The 14,487-nt window shown below is 65.4% G+C and carries 19 protein-coding genes; 18 read left to right on the top strand and 1 reads right to left on the bottom strand.

What is annotated here, in order from left to right:
* Positions 1-39: 39 nt before the first annotated feature.
* The 10 genes from NMQ14_RS13035 to NMQ14_RS12990 are packed head-to-tail and all read left to right on the top strand — an operon-like array spanning position 40 to position 6,194.
* Positions 40-333, top strand: coding sequence for a hypothetical protein (locus NMQ14_RS13035; protein WP_257096813.1), 294 nt, complete (start codon positions 40-42; stop codon positions 331-333).
* Positions 326-670, top strand: a complete 345-nt coding sequence (locus NMQ14_RS13030; RefSeq protein ID WP_257096812.1) for a hypothetical protein — start codon at positions 326-328, stop codon at positions 668-670. The genes NMQ14_RS13035 and NMQ14_RS13030 overlap by 8 nt, the downstream gene beginning before the upstream one ends.
* The gene (locus tag NMQ14_RS13025) at positions 667-957 is read left to right on the top strand and encodes a hypothetical protein (protein ID WP_257096811.1); all 291 of its coding nucleotides are present in this window, start codon (positions 667-669) and stop codon (positions 955-957) included. Before NMQ14_RS13030 ends, NMQ14_RS13025 begins: the two co-directional genes overlap by 4 nt.
* Positions 957-1,103 carry a hypothetical protein gene (locus NMQ14_RS13020; RefSeq protein ID WP_257096810.1) on the top strand — a complete coding sequence of 49 codons (147 nt, stop codon included), beginning with the start codon at positions 957-959 and terminating at the stop codon, positions 1,101-1,103. Before NMQ14_RS13025 ends, NMQ14_RS13020 begins: the two co-directional genes overlap by 1 nt.
* Positions 1,087-1,590 (top strand): DUF1804 family protein, encoded by a 504-nt coding sequence (locus tag NMQ14_RS13015; protein ID WP_257096809.1) that lies wholly within the window; start codon positions 1,087-1,089, stop codon positions 1,588-1,590. The genes NMQ14_RS13020 and NMQ14_RS13015 overlap by 17 nt, the downstream gene beginning before the upstream one ends.
* A complete protein-coding gene (gene terL, locus NMQ14_RS13010) occupies positions 1,590-3,239 on the top strand; it encodes a phage terminase large subunit (RefSeq protein WP_257096808.1) in 1,650 nt (549 codons plus the stop codon). The genes NMQ14_RS13015 and terL overlap by 1 nt, the downstream gene beginning before the upstream one ends.
* Positions 3,239-4,834, top strand: a complete 1,596-nt coding sequence (locus tag NMQ14_RS13005; RefSeq protein WP_257096806.1) for a DUF935 domain-containing protein — start codon at positions 3,239-3,241, stop codon at positions 4,832-4,834. The genes terL and NMQ14_RS13005 overlap by 1 nt, the downstream gene beginning before the upstream one ends.
* Before the next feature lie 42 nt (positions 4,835-4,876).
* Positions 4,877-5,074 (top strand): hypothetical protein, encoded by a 198-nt coding sequence (locus NMQ14_RS13000; RefSeq protein WP_257096803.1) that lies wholly within the window; start codon positions 4,877-4,879, stop codon positions 5,072-5,074.
* Positions 5,074-5,970 carry a recombination-associated protein RdgC gene (locus tag NMQ14_RS12995; RefSeq protein WP_257096801.1) on the top strand — a complete coding sequence of 299 codons (897 nt, stop codon included), beginning with the start codon at positions 5,074-5,076 and terminating at the stop codon, positions 5,968-5,970. The genes NMQ14_RS13000 and NMQ14_RS12995 overlap by 1 nt, the downstream gene beginning before the upstream one ends.
* Before the next feature lie 11 nt (positions 5,971-5,981).
* Positions 5,982-6,194, top strand: coding sequence for a hypothetical protein (locus tag NMQ14_RS12990; protein ID WP_257096799.1), 213 nt, complete (start codon positions 5,982-5,984; stop codon positions 6,192-6,194).
* Positions 6,195-6,207: 13 nt separating this feature from the next.
* On the opposite strand, the gene NMQ14_RS12985 is transcribed toward NMQ14_RS12990, so the two are convergent.
* Positions 6,208-6,633 (bottom strand): hypothetical protein, encoded by a 426-nt coding sequence (locus NMQ14_RS12985; protein ID WP_257096797.1) that lies wholly within the window; start codon positions 6,631-6,633, stop codon positions 6,208-6,210.
* Positions 6,634-6,693: 60 nt separating this feature from the next.
* On the opposite strand from NMQ14_RS12985, the gene NMQ14_RS12980 reads away from it, so the two are divergent.
* The 8 genes from NMQ14_RS12980 to NMQ14_RS12945 all read left to right on the top strand — a co-directional run bounded on the left by NMQ14_RS12980 (position 6,694) and on the right by NMQ14_RS12945 (position 14,485).
* Positions 6,694-7,983: a phage minor head protein gene (locus tag NMQ14_RS12980; protein ID WP_257096795.1), complete on the top strand. Its 1,290-nt coding sequence runs from the start codon at positions 6,694-6,696 to the stop codon at positions 7,981-7,983.
* A gap of 123 nt (positions 7,984-8,106) precedes the next feature.
* On the top strand, positions 8,107-8,697 hold the full coding sequence (locus tag NMQ14_RS12975) for a phage virion morphogenesis protein (protein ID WP_257096793.1): 591 nt from the start codon (positions 8,107-8,109) through the stop codon (positions 8,695-8,697).
* A 288-nt stretch (positions 8,698-8,985) separates the two neighbouring features.
* Complete coding sequence (locus NMQ14_RS12970; protein WP_257096791.1) at positions 8,986-10,059, top strand: phage protease; 1,074 nt, start codon at positions 8,986-8,988, stop codon at positions 10,057-10,059.
* A gap of 42 nt (positions 10,060-10,101) precedes the next feature.
* Entirely contained in the window at positions 10,102-10,509 is a 408-nt protein-coding gene (locus NMQ14_RS12965) for a hypothetical protein (RefSeq protein WP_257096789.1), read from the top strand.
* A gap of 49 nt (positions 10,510-10,558) precedes the next feature.
* Positions 10,559-11,596, top strand: coding sequence for a Mu-like prophage major head subunit gpT family protein (locus NMQ14_RS12960; RefSeq protein WP_257096787.1), 1,038 nt, complete (start codon positions 10,559-10,561; stop codon positions 11,594-11,596).
* An 88-nt stretch (positions 11,597-11,684) separates the two neighbouring features.
* A complete protein-coding gene (locus NMQ14_RS12955) occupies positions 11,685-12,200 on the top strand; it encodes a hypothetical protein (protein WP_257096785.1) in 516 nt (171 codons plus the stop codon).
* Between the two features lie 27 nt (positions 12,201-12,227).
* Entirely contained in the window at positions 12,228-12,608 is a 381-nt protein-coding gene (locus tag NMQ14_RS12950) for a hypothetical protein (RefSeq protein WP_257096783.1), read from the top strand.
* A gap of 35 nt (positions 12,609-12,643) precedes the next feature.
* A complete protein-coding gene (locus NMQ14_RS12945; RefSeq protein WP_257096781.1) occupies positions 12,644-14,485 on the top strand; it encodes a hypothetical protein in 1,842 nt (613 codons plus the stop codon).
* Positions 14,486-14,487: the final 2 nt, after the last annotated feature.

Raw genomic sequence — 14,487 nt, 5'->3', positions numbered from 1 at the left:
GCGGGGTCGGGTAACCCCAATGACACGAGAACACTGCCGATGCACATCCATCTCGAACCGGTCACCTTCGTCGGGCGCGGCTACGCCGAACCGGGCGGTTACGAGGCGCGCCGTCCTTACGACGTCGTGTTCTCCGTTTTCATGCTCGGCGATGGCCGTGCGCGCATCTACGCGGCGCACGGCGAAGTCGATCGCGCGAGCTTTCGCGAGCTGCTGCGCCAGTTGGCCGAAAAGGGTGTGCATACGGCACTGGTCGAGCGTCACGGCGTTGAGCAGGAGTGGCACACCGGCTTGCAGATTCCCGTCAAGACCCGCAGAGGTGAGCATGGTTGATTACGACGCGGCCAAGTTCTGGCTTGCGGTGATGAATTTCGCAGTGACGGTGCTGGTCGGCATCTACGTGTGGTCGAGCAACCGTCATCGCGTCACCAACGAGCGCATCAGCGAACTCGAGAAAGGCATCGACGTGCGCCTCGATACACACGATTCGCGGCTCGCCACGCTTGAAGGCCAGGTGCGCGCCGCGCCCACGCATACCGATCTAGCCGATATCCACGAAAAGATAAATCGCGTCGCGCAGAGTTCGTCGCGCATGGAAGGGGAGCTCAAATCGCAAAGCGAGCTGCTGCGCGTCATTCTCGACAAGATCACCGGAGCCCGATTGCAATGAGTGCCGCTGCACGTATCGTCGAACAAGACCGCCGCCGCGCCATGCTGGCCGTGCTGCTGGTCGCACCCGCCTTCCGTCTGCCCGTGCGCGCTGTGCGCCAGGGCGTCGAAGCACTGGGCTACGCCGTGAGCCTCGACTTGGCGCGCACCGACATCGCCTGGCTGGTTGAGCAGGGGCTGGTCGAGCAGGCCGACGAAGTGGTGACGCTGACCGACCGCGGCAACGATGTGGTGATGGGCCGCGTCGCGCAACCCGGCGTGAAGCGGCCAGAGCCGGGTCAGCTCTGATGAGCGACCCAATCGGCGTCGGCCTCATCGCCTGCGCGATCTACTACGGACTGCGCAGCATCGCTGATGCGATCCGCTCGCGCAGCGGGAATCGCACGGTGATCGTGCGTCACGAGTTCCGCGAGGGCGATGATGGCCCACGGTGACGACACCCGCCGCAAGGTTCGCGCCAGCTACGTCTTCGACCAGCTCGGCCTCGAAATCGCCGCCGTGAAAGAAGGCGTACCCGAAGCCACCGCCCGCCGCTGGAAGCGTGAAGCCAAGACAGCCGGCGACGACTGGGACCGCGCGCGCAGCGCGCAGCTGCTGGCAGGCGGCGGCATCGAAGAAGTGGTGCGCCAGACGCTGGCCGTCGTGGTGCAGCAGGTGCAGGCCACGGTCGAGAGCATCCAGATCAACACCGACATCGCCCCGGCCGAGAAGGTGCAGATGCTGGCCAGCCTGGCTGACGCGTACAACAAGCTCATCGCAGCATCGAAGCGGATGCTGCCCGAGACCGACAAGCTGGCCGTGGGCATGGACGTCATCAAGCGCCTGGCTGAATTCACGCGCGCCCGCCACCCGCAGCACGCCAACGCACTGCTGGCCGTACTGGAGCCCTTCGGCGACGAGCTGGCCAAGGCCTACGGCTGATGGCCAAGCTCAAGTCGCGCCGTGCCTTCCTGGATGAGCTGGCCGAACTGTCGGCCGGCTTCCGCCAGCAGATCGAGGCGGCGGTCTCCGGCTTCGACCCGGATCCATCCCAGCGCATCGTTCGGCGTGAGCGCGCGTGGAACGACTTCGAGTTCTTCTGCCGCACCTACTTTCCGCACTACGTCACCAAGGCCAACAGCGCCCTGCATGACTACCTGTACCGGCGGCTGCCCGAGATCGCCGATTCGCCACGCTCAGAGACCGACGCGATCGCCGCGCCGCGCGGCGAGGCCAAATCGACCATCACGACGCAGCTTTTCACGATCTGGTGCGTGATCACCGAGCGCAAGTGGTACCCCATCATCGGCATGGACGCCTTCGATCAGGCGGCGATCATGCTCGAAGCGATCAAGGCCGAACTGGAAAGCAACCCGCGCCTGGGCATGGACTTCCCGGAAGCAACCGGGCAGGGCCGCGTCTGGCAGGCGGGCGTCATCCTCACCAAGAACGAGCGCAAGATCGAAGCGGTGGGCAGCGGCAAGCGCATTCGCGGTCGTCGTCACGGGCCGCACCGGCCCGACCTTTTCGTCGGCGACGATCTTGAGAACGACGAAAACGTCAAGACGCCAGAGCAGCGCGACAAGGGCCAGACGTGGATCACCAAGGCCGTGCTCAAGCTGGGTGGCGCCGGCGAGAAGTTCGACGCCATCATCATCGGCACCATCCTGCACTACGACTCGGTGCTCGCCCGACTGCTGGCGAACAAGCTGTGGCGCGCCCGCAAGTTCAAGGCGCTGATCAGCTGGCCTGACCGCATGGACCTCTGGGACAAGTGGGAGGAGCTGCGGCTGAACGCCAGCATCGAGACTTCCGACGCCTTCTACGACGAGCACAAGGCCGCGATGGAAGCGGGTGCCGTGGTGAGCTGGCCAGCCGGCCGGCCGCTTCTTGAGCTCATGAAGATCCGCGCCCGCGACGGCCACGCCTCGTTCGATTCCGAACTGCAGAACGATCCGCTCAGCGACGACGACGCCCCCTTCGCCAAGGTCATCACTTTCTGGGTCAATCGCCTGTCGCAGTGGGTGTTCTACGGCGCCTGCGACCCGTCGCTGGGCAAACACGGCAAGAGCCGCGACCCCAGCGCCCTGCTGGTGGGCGGTATGAACCGCGAGACCGGCATCCTCGATGTAATCGAAGCCGCCATCCGCAAGCGCCTGCCCGACCGCATCATCGAAGACGTGATCAGCCTGCAGTCGGAGTACCGCTGCCTGCTATGGGTCGTTGAGGCGGTTCAGTTCCAGGAGTTTCTACGTACCGAGCTGGTGAAACGTTCGGCGCAGCGCGGCATCCCGGTACCGGCGCGCCCCACCGTGCCCGGCGACGACAAGATCCTGCGCATCGAAGCGCTGCAGCCTCACATGGCCAACGGCCTCATCCGGCTGCACCCGTCGCAATCGACCCTTATCGATCAACTGCGCCACTTCCCGAAAGCCGACCACGACGACGGCCCCGACGCCCTCGAAATGCTGTGGAAAGCCGCACTCACCCTGCGCGGTGGCGGCCAAGGCTTCAAGTCCGTGCCGCGCCACAAGACCGGCAGCAGTCGCGATGACGACTACGCCGACCAACAACAATCCCGGAGGATGTAATGGCCCAATCCAAGATCCTCGACCAGTGGGGCCAACCCATTGAAACCAAGGTTCTGCGAGAGCCGCAGACATCGAGCATCGGCACGCTCAGCCACGAATGGATCGAGCACGGCGTATCGGCCGGCCTGTCGCCGGCGCGGCTGGCGAGCATCCTGCGCGAGGCCGACCAGGGCAACCTGCTGCGCCAGCATGAGTTGTTCGAAGACATGATGGAACGTGACGCCCACCTCGCGGCCGAGATGGGCAAGCGCTGCATGGCCATCCAGAAGGTCGAGTGGGACATCGTGCCACCGCGCAACGCCACCGCCGCCGAGAAGGCAGCGGCCGAGTGGGTGGAAGAAGTACTTCGCGACCTCGACGGCATGCAGGATCTGCTGCTCGCCATGATGGAGGCCGTGGGCCACGGCTTCGCGCCGATCGAGCTCGAATGGCGCGTCGAAGGCCGCGAATGGCTGCCGCAGTGGTATGCCCGGCCGCAGACGTGGTTCCAGCTCGACCAGGCACGCCGTGAACTTCGCCTGCGCGACAACAGCGCAGACGGTGCCGTGCTGCAGCCCTTCGGCTGGATACTGCACACCCGCAAGCGCGCCAAGACGGGTTACATCGGCCGCCTGGGCCTGCACCGCGTGCTCGCGTGGCCCTACCTGTACAAGGCCTATGGCATCGGCGACTTCGCGGAGATGCTGGAGATCTACGGCCTGCCCTTCATCGTCGGCAAGTACTACCCGGGCTCGTCCAGCGAAGACAAGAGCAGCCTGCTGCGCGCGGTGACCGCGCTGGGCCACGACGCGCGCGCCATCATGCCGAGCGACATGGAGCTGGAGATCAAGGAACTGACGGGCGGCGGCAGCGGCCAGCCGCTGCACCTGCAGATGGTGAGCTGGGCCGACAAGGCGCAGAGCAAGGCCATCCTCGGCGGCACGCTCACCAGTCAGGCCGACGGCAAGACCAGCACGAATGCGCTCGGCAAGATCCACGAAGACGTGCGCGACGACATCCTGGTGAGCGACACCGATCAGATCGCCGCTACGCTCACCCGCGACCTGATCTACCCGCTCATCGCGCTCAACCTCGGCGGCATCGACGGCCTGCGCCGTTGCCCGCGCCTGGTATTCGACGTCGAGCAGCCGGAAGACATTGAGCTGCTGTCAGAAGCACTGCCCAAGCTCGTGGCCATCGGCATGAATATCCCCGCGAGCTGGGCGCATGCGCGCCTCAAGGTGCCGCAGCCTGAGGGTGACGAGCCGGTGCTGGCCACGGCCGCACCGGCGCAGCCGCCTGAATCGAAACCATCGAAACCCGAAGCGAAGCCTGGCAAGCCCGCCGCCCTGCGCGGCGAGCTGCCCGAGGGCGACCCCTTCCCCGACCAGACAGCGCTCGATGCCGCCCTGGATGCGATACCGGCCGGCGTGCTCGATGCGGACATGCAGCAGCTGCTCGCCCCGGTGTTCGAAGCGCTGGAAGGCGCAGGCGGCTTCGAGGAGGCGCTCACCCGGCTGGGTGAGCTGTACCCGCAGATGAGCGACCGGGCGCTGGAAGAGCGGCTGACACGGGTGATGTTCGCGGCACAGATATGGGGCGAGGCGAACGCTTGAATTTCGGGCCTTGCGGCAGCCCTTGATGTCGCGGAGACAGTGATGACGAAGAAAGTGCGAATCGAGAATGCCGACACCTCCAACTACAAGGTGATCGTTCAGATCTGGGACAAGGGGTATCCAGAGGGGGAGCCGGACACGCTGGCGAAGGAAATACGGCTTGATTCACCGTGCGCGATGACGGGTGACGATGTGTATCTGACCAGCACTCGTTACATCGTGGTCAAGGAAGAAAGCTGATGTGGTTCCGGAACCTGCAGATCTACACCCTGGCTGCGCCGCTCGCCCTGAGCGCCGCCCAGCTCATCGAGAAGCTGGCAGCCAAGGCATTCCAGCCGGGCAGCAGCATCGAGCTGCAGCGCCTCGGCTGGATCTCGCCGCGCGACAACGGCAACCTGGTGCATGAAGTTGGCGCGCAGTTCCTGCTGGCGCTGCGCGCTGAAAAGAAGCTGCTGCCTGCGTCGGTGATCAATCAGGCCGCCCGCGCACGGGCCGAACAGATCGAGGAAGAGCGCGGCTACCGGCCCGGCCGGCGCGAAATGCGCGAGTTGAAAGATGCGGTCACCAACGAGCTGCTGCCCCGCGCTTTCCCGGTACAGCGCGATACGCGGATCTGGATCGACCCAGACGCCGGCCGCATCGTGGTCGACGCCAGCACCAGCACCAAGGGCGACGAAGCCGTGCGGCTGCTGAATGAGTGCGTCGAGCAGCTGGGCGCGCGGCCGTGGCAGACCGTGCTGTCGCCTGTGTCAGCAATGACCGCCTGGCTGGCGGCCGACGAAGCGCCGAACAGCTTCACCATCGACCAGGACACCGAACTGCGCGCCAGCACCCAGTCGAAGGCCACCGTGCGCTATGTGCGCCATGCGCTCGAAGCTGACGACGTGCGCCGCCACATCGAGGCGGGCAAGCAATGCACACGGCTGGCGCTCACCTGGATGGACCGCATCTCGTTCGTGCTGACTGAAACCCTCGCCATCAAGCGCGTAGCGCCGCTCGATGTGCTGACCGAGCGGGAAGACGGTGCGAACGATGAGGCCGAGCGCTTCGACAGCGACTTCGCGCTGATGACGGGGGGGCTGGGGCGGTTGCTGCCGTGGCTGGAAGAAGCGTTGGGCGGAGCTGCCGGCAACTAGAAAGGGCCGCAATGAGCGAGAACGGAATTACCCACTACTGCCTCGGCAATGGTGAGCCGAAGTGCGACGGCTGCAAGCAGCAGTCGCACTGGCAGGCGCTGAACCAGATGCCCTTCACGCTGCGGAAGTCGCTGCAAGCAAAGGCGCAGCGAATTGACGACACCGACTGCATCTTATCGGGCCGCTCGTGGTACGTGGGCACACAACTCGAAGGGCGACCATAGCGTTTAGAAAACCCTAAGCCGTTTGTGGAAGGATGCCAGCTGCAAACAGTCGATCCCGCAGCTCTTCGCTGATGCAATGGGTCGCCAAGTCGCGTAAGGCTTCATCGAACTGGCCGCATTGATGAACTTGAGCAAGGTAGGTGATCTGTGAGGAACGAAACTGTTGTTCTGCAAACGGCAGCCCCAGAGCCGAATTCAGGAAGCTCTTCATCTGGAAGAAGAGCCATTCGTACATCAGTTCGGAGTTGTCCGTATTCGGTGTGCCCGCATCGCTCGTGAAGGTATCTCGCTCCAGCCTTGATGGTTTCCCAGGCAGCCCCATAGACCATTGTGAGGTGATCAGATCGGAAGTCACATTAATCTCCATCACAACAAATGGAAGCTCCGGAAAACCGGGGATGTTAGCGATGCCAAGCTTGAATCCTGATTCAACTGCCATTGCAACCTCCAAAATACAAATAACGAGTCGACGATGCCCTCCGTTAATTTATCACTTGGCATGAACTTCGCCCCGGAGCGGGCCGTCGAGTACTTCCGCTCGCGCGGTTTGCGAATTGGTGCAAACTGGCAAGAAACGGCGCAGGCGGCGCGTGCTGGCGCTTTCAGCGTCGCGGCCGTCACCCGGGCCGACGTGCTGCAGGACATCCGCGCGTCGATCGACCGAGCGGTGGCCGAGGGCATCACCTACCAGGACTGGCTCAAGACGCTGCGGCCGCAGCTCGCAACCAAGGGCTGGCTGGGCCGCAACGTCACCGACCCGGCCACCGGCGAGATACTTCCCGGCCGTGGCCTGCGGCCGCGGCACCTTGAGACGGTGTTCCGTACCAACACCCAGGCGGCGTACATGGCTGGCCGGTACAAGGCGATGGTCGAGAACAGCGATCGCCGGCCGAACTGGATGTATGTGGCGGTGCTGGACAACCGCACCCGGCCGCGCCACCGCAGCCTGAATGGCCGCGTGTTTCGCTGGGACGATCCGGCCTGGTCGGCGCTGTACCCGTCGAACGGTTACAACTGCCGGTGCAGGGTGCGCGCCCTGACCGATGACGAACTGACCGAGGAAGGTCTGGCGCTGTCGCGCGGCGAAGGGCAGATGGAAACGGTGGAGCTGGATCTCGGCCCGCGCCGCGGCAAGCTGGCCGTCACCGGCTACCGCGACCCGCTCACGAAAACCCTCTTCGCACCCGACCCTGGCTTCGACCACGCACCCGCCGGCAGCTGGGGCCGCGACGTCGCACTCGCGCGCACTGTGCAGGCCATCCAGTCGCCCGAGATCCGCATGCAGACCTGGCAGGCGCTCAACGCGAGCCCAGCGCGCGCGGGCGCCTGGCGCGACTTCGTGCAACAGGTTGTCAGCACGCGCGGCGAGCCTGTGCGCCGCGCTGGCCACGTCGGCCAAGTGCTCGGGTTCGTCGATGACCAGGTCGCCGGCTTCGCCCGCCGCATGGGCGGCGCACAGCCCACCCGCGTGGCGGTGATGACCGAGAAGCAGCTGCTGCACGCCGACAGCGCGCGGCACGAAGCGGGCGGCAGCCGGCTGGAGGCGGACGACTACGCCATGCTGCCCGGCATCGTCGCCGCGCCGGACGCGGTGTATTGGGACACGCTGCATCGCAACGTGGTGCTGGTGCGCTGGCTGTCAGGCGATCGGGCGGTGATGCTGCCTGTCACTGCGGGCTATCGCGAAAAGAAGGTCGGGCGCATCGATGCAGTGGTCAATGCACTGCGGGTGCCGGCCGCGCGCCTGCGCGATCGCAGCCGCTTCGTGCCGATGGGAGATGAAGAGTGAGCGGGGGAGTCCGTAGCGGGTGGCCGGCTGTCCACCATCACCGTCCCGCTGCCAGGGCGGGGTCTAAGTCGCTGGCTCGCCGTCTGATTCCCAGCGGTCGCCACGGATGCCCGGAGGATAAACGTGTTTGAAGTCGAGATACAAGCGGCCGATGCCCTGGCCGGCCTGCGCAACGTGGCAGAGAACACGCGCAGCCCGCGCCCGCTCATGCGTGCCATTGCGGGCACGCTGGAGAGCGAGACCGAGAAGAGCTTCGCAGCGCAGGGTCGCCCGGCCTGGCTGGGCCTGTCGCCCCGCACACTGAAGAAGCGCGGCGCCGGTGCGAAGATTCTGCAGGACACCGGCCGTCTCGCGGGCAGCGTCGCCAGCCGCTACGGCCGCGACTTCGCGAGCATCGGCAGCAATGTTGCGTACGCGGCGATTCACCAGTTCGGCGGCACTATCAACCGGGCGCCGTATTCGTCGAGCGTTCGCCTGCGTACCGATGCGAAAGGCAAGCTGCTGCGCCAGTCCACCAACAGCAAGCTGGCCGTGTTCGCCAAAGACTCGCACAGGCGTGCGGTGAGTCGGCGCTATACCGTTGGCGCCTACGGCATCACGATCCCTGCGCGCCCGTTCCTGCCGGCGGACAAGGATGGTCGCCTGCAGCCTGCGGCCGCGAGGGCCATCGAGAGCGACGTGCAGGCCTGGCTACGCTCGATCACCGAACCGTGACGAACCGGCCGCAAACCCGCGACGCCATGCGGAAATCGAAAGTGAGGCCGTTTTTAAGCCCTCCAAGGCGTTTGTGTGGGTGCTGGGCTAACATCGGGCGTCTGCGGTAGAGATCGGGGCACCCGCGCCGAGGTAACGGGGACTTAACGCCGGTTTTTCAGCGAAGGGTTGTTGCCGAAACGACCCTCGCCCGGTTAGGGTTTCGCGCGCCGGCCCTGCTGCCACCTGTTTTACCATCTGAACACCTTCACCCCCTGACCGCCTGTGTCGCCCCGCGACGATGGCGGCATGTCTCGCAAAGCCCCCTCTGCACCTGTCCGGTTCGCCGCCCTGAGCGTCACGCTTGCTGCCGACGGCCGCCTTGTCACCGAGGTCATGATCTTCCCGGCCGGGCGCTTCCGCGCGACCGACGGCAGTGGCCGCCCTGATGACGTTCCGGCCGGCTGGCGCATGGACGCTGCTGCCGCGGCGCGCCTGATTGCCCAGGTCGGCGCCCGCGGTGTCGATCTCGTCATCGACTACGAACATCAGACGCTGGTCGCGCAGACCGCTGGCGTGCCCGCGCCAGCGGCAGGCTGGTACTCGAAGCTCGAATGGCGCGAAGGCTCGGGTCTGTGGGCCACCGACGTGCGTTGGACGGCGCGTGCGGCCCAGATGATCGCCGCTGGCGAGTACCGCTACCTCTCCCCCGTTTTCACCTACGACCCGGACGGCACGCCGAACCGGCTGTTCCCGATCGCTCTCACCAACAACCCCGGCCTGGGCGCGCTGCCGGAGTTGTCTGCCGCCCTCACTGCGCTCATCGCCACCACGGAGTCACCTGATATGGATCTGCTGAAATCGCTGCTGACCGCTCTCGGTCTGCCGGCCGAAACCACCGAGGCTACGGCGCTGACTGCGGTCACCGCGCTCAAGGCCAAACACGACGAGCAGGCGGCCAGCCTGACCGCGCTCGCCGCCGACAAGACCGGCCTCGAAAGCAAGGTAGCCGCGCTCACCGCCGCCGGTGCCGACCCCGCCAAGTACGTGCCGGTCACCGCCGTGACCGAACTGCAGACGCAGCTCGCTGCGCTGACCGCCCAGATCACCGGCGGCGAAGTCGACACCCTGGTGAAGGACGCGATGGCCGCCGGCAAGATCCCGCCCGCCCTTGAGCCCTGGGCACGCGATCTCGGCAAGAAAGACATCGCCGCACTGCGCGCCTACGTCGGCGCAGCCGCCCCTGTCGTGGTGCCCGGCCAGACGCAGACCGGCGGCGAGAAGCCGAAGGGCGGCGCGCCCGCCGCGCTCGACGCACAGGAGCTCGCGGTCTGCACCGCGATGGGCCTCAGCCCCGAAGAGTTCGCGAAGGCCAAGGCGTAAGCCCGCGCCGCGTCATCCCGATCAACTGAACGGAGTTACCACATGGCCGCCCTCACTGAAGACCGCCTCACCCCGGCCCGCGACGCGGACCGTTTCGAGTTCCCCATGGCTGCCGCCACGAAGATCTTCCGCGGCGCGCTGGTCTGCATCAACGCCTCCAGCCTCGCAGTCAAGGGCGCGGTCGCGACCACGCTCAAGTGCGTGGGCGTCGCCGAAGAAACGGCCGACAACAGTGCCGGCGCCGCCAGTGCAATGACGGTCAAGGTTCGCCGCGGCTGCTTCCCGTTTGCCAACAGCGCGTCGGGTGACCTCATCGCGCTGAAGGACGTCGGCGGCGACTGCTTCATCGTCGATGACCAGACAGTCGCGCTGACCAACGGCGGCAGCACCCGCAGCGTCGCCGGAAAGATCCGCGACGTGAACGCCGACGGCGTCTGGGTCGAAATCTGACCGCCGCCCACTGCACGGCCCCCCCATCGATCACCAGGAGCAACACCCCATGAAACTCTCGCGCCTCATCCATCAGCCCGCCCTGTGGGTGGCCGTCATCGTGCTGACCATCGTCGCCGCGCTCATTCACATGCCGGTGCCGGAGGCCTCCGCGGAAGCGCTCGCCTTTGGTGGCCTCGGCCCGCTCGCAGGTCTGGGTCTGCTTGGCATCACGATCGACCCCGGCGTGCTGCGCAACCTCTATACCGGCTTCAAGGCTGCGTTCCAGAAGGGCTTCGACGGCGTCACGCCGCAGTGGGATCAAATCGCCACGCGCGTGCCGAGCTCGACCAGCCAGGAGGACTACGCCTGGTTGGGCGATATGCCGGCCATCCGCGAGTGGATCGGCGACCGCGTCGTACGTGGTCTTTCCGAATCCGGCTACACGATCAAGAACAAGACCTTCGAGCTGACCGTCGGTGTCAAGCGCGACAAGATCGACGACGATCAGTACGGCATCTACACGCCGATGATGCAGGACATGGGGCAGCGAGTACGCCAGTTCCCGGACAAGCTCGTTTTCGGATTGCTGAAAGACGGCTTCGCCACCCTGTGCTACGACGGCCAGTACTTCTTCGACACCGACCATCCGGTGGGTCAGGGCGTGGTCAGCAACGTCCAGGCTGGCGCAGGCAACCCGTGGTTTCTGCTCGACACCGCGCACAGCCTCAAGCCCCTGATCTATCAAGAGCGCCGCCCGTTCAGCTTCGTGCCGATGACCAAGCCCGAAGACGAAGGTGTGTTCACCCGCGCCGAGTACCGGTACGGCACCGATGGTCGCTGCAACGTCGGCTTCGGCTTCTGGCAGATGGCTTTTGGCTCGAAGGCAACGCTCGACGCCGCGAACTTCAACGCAGCTTACGCAGCCATGGGCGCCTTCAAGGACGAAGCCGGGGAGCCGCTCGGCGTGATGCCGCGCCTGCTGGTGTGCGGCCCGAGCAACCGCGAGCCCGCCCTGACCGTGGTCAAGGCAGAGCGCAACGCGAACGGCGCCACCAACATCAACCGCGACGCGGTCGACGTACTGGTCGTGCCCTGGCTGGCCTGATCCACCCCATACAACCCGCGAGAGCCAGTACGCACACCCGCCGGGCAAGAGGTACCCGGCGGGAGGGCGGCAGACAGGAGATCAGAGCATGGCCAAGACCCCCGCAGCAAAGAAAACCGTACCCAAGCCCGCTGCCAAGAAAGCGCCTGGCGCGGATGCAGCCGCCACCGAAAAGCAAGGCGCTCCCACTGGCGACCAGGCTGCAGGCGTTTCGACTGATCCGCCTGCATCCACCTCGACCGAGGCCGGTACCGAAAGCGCGCCGCCGGCGTCCAGCGACGCAGACGCCGAAGCGGCGGCCGCAACTGCGGCCGCCGCTGTGCAGCTCGACGGCGTGCTGTCCGGTCACCCCGTCACGAGCCTGGATGTGATCGAAGGCGCCGGTGGCGTCGTCACTGCAGATCCCGCCAGCGAGATCCAGGGCACGCCCGAAACGCGCGTCTCGCGCTGGGTCGTCGAATGCAAGCGCGCACGTGGCATCTGGCGCGCCGGCCGCTTTTGGCCGCCGGTACCGACCGCCGTGCCGGGTGACGAACTGACCGACGAGCAGCTCACGGCGTTGCAGGGCGAGCCGCTGCTGTCGGTCGTCGGGGTCGGCGAATAACTGTCCGTGTCAGAAACGAGGTGATCAGTGAAGTACATCAATGACTTTGATGGCGCCAGCAAAAAGGGCATCGGCGTAGCGCTCGACCTGGTGCGACGCTTCAACGTCTCCGACCTGGATGTTGTCCAGTTCGATGTGGAGAACACCGGCGCGTCCGCGCTGACGGATCTGAGGCTGTACGGCCGGTCTGCACCGAGCGCGCCGATGCGCGACATCACGCCAGCGAGCTGGACCAGCGAGTCAGCCCTGCTGTTTTCGCCGGCCGCTGCATCGCCCGCTTCGCTTACTGCAGGCGCATCTGCGAAATTCGGCCTCAACGTCACCGCGATGTACGAGATCGAGATCCACGCGGCCGGCGCAGGCGCAGTGCTCTCTATCGCCGGCGGCGGATTCAAGGTGCAATCGTGAGTGGGCTAGATCGGTTCGGGCGTCTCCCGCCCGCAATGTCCGTCCGCCAGGCTCGTCAGCTTGTGCGAGCTGGTGCGCCGATTTTCGACGACCGCTACATGCTCGGGTCGAAGCTCGCGGCGCAGCAGTTCGCGCCGCTCGGCTGGAATGCGTACGAGCTGCTGTATAGGCACCTGACGAACTACCCCTATAACTACGCGGGCGTGCTGCAGTACATCAAGGACTGCGGCGCAAACCAGGCGCGCGTTCTTTACCCGGCTTTCTCGACCGCAGAGTGGACCTCACTCGTGTTCACTTCGATACCGCCTGGAGAGATTTCCGACAGCGACTTCCGGCCGACCTTTCTGCAGCGGACCGAAGAGGTCTTCGCAGCAGCGGAGGCCGCTGGTGTGCGGCTGTACGTGTGCATGGCGTGGAACTTCCCCGCGGTCTGCGCCCTATTTGGCGAGACCGCGATTCAGGGCATGTCGGTAGGCTCACAGTCATTCAGTTTCGTTCGGCGCCTCGCCCAGTGGTTTGCAAAACGCTACGCGGGCAGACCGTTCCTCGGCGCATACAGCTTCTTTAATGAAGTTGTGTATGACAAAACCGGCGCATCGAACCCTACACCCGAGTCAATTGGTGCCGTCACGACTGCTCTCATCAGTGAGATGCGCGATGCATTCCCGCTCGCTGTAGCCTCGACCGACTTTTCTGTCGTCACGAACAACGACACAACCGCACGCCCTACGTATCGATCTGAGTTCGAGGCTATCGCAACTATGGCGGCCGGCGCCGATGTGCTTGGCTTGCACTTCTATAGCTGGTCAACATCGGTGTACGGGCAGTCGTTTGTTGGCCACGCGGGCTTGTCGTCGGCGACGTTCGGTGCAGGCGCCTCAACGAACAACGGTTTCGAGGGCGTCGCGGCCTTGCTAAGCGCTGCGCGATCAATTGCGGCTGCGTACGGGAAGCGTCTATGGATCACGGAAACTGGCGTGCAGACAGAGATTGATGCAGCGACCGCCAGCCTACGCCGCCGTCGCCTTATCGATGTTTGCGCGCAGTACGCTGATGTGACGCTTCTATGGAACGCTGCGGATGTCGCTTCGCCTCTATCGAACCAGGCGATCTGGCAGGTGCGGCCGGGTCAGTCGCTCGGCAACACGTACCAGGCGTTGCTCGCAGCCGCGAACCAGGGAATGCGCAGTCAGGGCCCGGATGTCGGAGCCGGTACTGGCGCACTCAAGAGTCGCCATCGGCCTCGGTATGGTATGAGCGGCGCTCGGTCGGCTGGTGCGACTGCTCGCGTGACTTCGGTCGCTGCGATGCAGTCTGCGACCCAAGCCGTGCTCTTCTGGGTGCGGAAAGACGCTGCACTTAACGCGTTCGAGCCACTGCTCGATTTCCGCAACTCGACGACTGCTGGCTTTCTGGTCTTGGCTGGATCGGACCCCGTGACGACGCCGGAGTACGTGGACTTCAGAGGAACGTCCGGTGGCGCCAACACCTCAGGCGTCGGGCCGCTTGTGCCGACCGGTGAGTGGGTGCATATCGCGCTGCGCCGCCGCGCAGTCAACGGTCAGGATGCGATCGAGATCTGGATTGACGGCCTGTTCTGGTCAATCCGCGCGGCCGCGAACGCGTACGCTGGTATCCCGGCTGGCACGACGTTGTATGTATGCGGTGGCAATAGCAACGGCGCTCCCGTCTCGATGCAGGACGTCTGCATCGCTCCGGCCGTGAGTCCAGAGGATATCTGGGCACACCTCTCCGGCTCCGTGCTGCCGCAGGCGGAATTGCATCTGCGCGCTGGCCCCAGCGGAGAGGTTGTCGATCTTTCGCGCAACCGCGTGGCAGTTACGCTCGGTTCGGGTGTAACTTCAGGTCCAGTCTGAGT

The sequence above is a fragment of the Methyloversatilis sp. XJ19-13 genome (assembly GCF_024580155.1).
Taxonomy (GTDB): domain Bacteria; phylum Pseudomonadota; class Gammaproteobacteria; order Burkholderiales; family Rhodocyclaceae; genus Methyloversatilis.
Note: the sequence above shows the minus strand (reverse complement) of the source record. Positions and strands in the feature narration are given on the sequence as shown.

Excerpts from the sequence above, each read along its gene's own strand:
- NMQ14_RS12980 (WP_257096795.1), top strand. The coding sequence starts at position 6,694 with ATGAACTTCGCCCCGGAGCGGGCCGTCGAGTACTTCCGCTCGCGCGGT.
- NMQ14_RS12955 (WP_257096785.1), top strand. The coding sequence starts at position 11,685 with ATGGCCAAGACCCCCGCAGCAAAGAAAACCGTACCCAAGCCCGCTGCC.
- NMQ14_RS12945 (WP_257096781.1), top strand. The coding sequence starts at position 12,644 with ATGTCCGTCCGCCAGGCTCGTCAGCTTGTGCGAGCTGGTGCGCCGATT.
- NMQ14_RS13030 (WP_257096812.1), top strand. The coding sequence starts at position 326 with ATGGTTGATTACGACGCGGCCAAGTTCTGGCTTGCGGTGATGAATTTC.
- NMQ14_RS12970 (WP_257096791.1), top strand. The coding sequence starts at position 8,986 with ATGTCTCGCAAAGCCCCCTCTGCACCTGTCCGGTTCGCCGCCCTGAGC.
- NMQ14_RS12965 (WP_257096789.1), top strand. The coding sequence starts at position 10,102 with ATGGCCGCCCTCACTGAAGACCGCCTCACCCCGGCCCGCGACGCGGAC.
- terL (WP_257096808.1), top strand. The coding sequence starts at position 1,590 with ATGGCCAAGCTCAAGTCGCGCCGTGCCTTCCTGGATGAGCTGGCCGAA.
- NMQ14_RS12990 (WP_257096799.1), top strand. The coding sequence starts at position 5,982 with ATGAGCGAGAACGGAATTACCCACTACTGCCTCGGCAATGGTGAGCCG.
- NMQ14_RS13000 (WP_257096803.1), top strand. The coding sequence starts at position 4,877 with ATGACGAAGAAAGTGCGAATCGAGAATGCCGACACCTCCAACTACAAG.
- NMQ14_RS12960 (WP_257096787.1), top strand. The coding sequence starts at position 10,559 with ATGAAACTCTCGCGCCTCATCCATCAGCCCGCCCTGTGGGTGGCCGTC.
- NMQ14_RS13015 (WP_257096809.1), top strand. The coding sequence starts at position 1,087 with ATGATGGCCCACGGTGACGACACCCGCCGCAAGGTTCGCGCCAGCTAC.
- NMQ14_RS13020 (WP_257096810.1), top strand. The coding sequence starts at position 957 with ATGAGCGACCCAATCGGCGTCGGCCTCATCGCCTGCGCGATCTACTAC.
- NMQ14_RS13005 (WP_257096806.1), top strand. The coding sequence starts at position 3,239 with ATGGCCCAATCCAAGATCCTCGACCAGTGGGGCCAACCCATTGAAACC.
- NMQ14_RS12985 (WP_257096797.1), bottom strand. The coding sequence starts at position 6,633 with ATGGCAGTTGAATCAGGATTCAAGCTTGGCATCGCTAACATCCCCGGT.
- NMQ14_RS13025 (WP_257096811.1), top strand. The coding sequence starts at position 667 with ATGAGTGCCGCTGCACGTATCGTCGAACAAGACCGCCGCCGCGCCATG.
- NMQ14_RS12995 (WP_257096801.1), top strand. The coding sequence starts at position 5,074 with ATGTGGTTCCGGAACCTGCAGATCTACACCCTGGCTGCGCCGCTCGCC.
- NMQ14_RS13035 (WP_257096813.1), top strand. The coding sequence starts at position 40 with ATGCACATCCATCTCGAACCGGTCACCTTCGTCGGGCGCGGCTACGCC.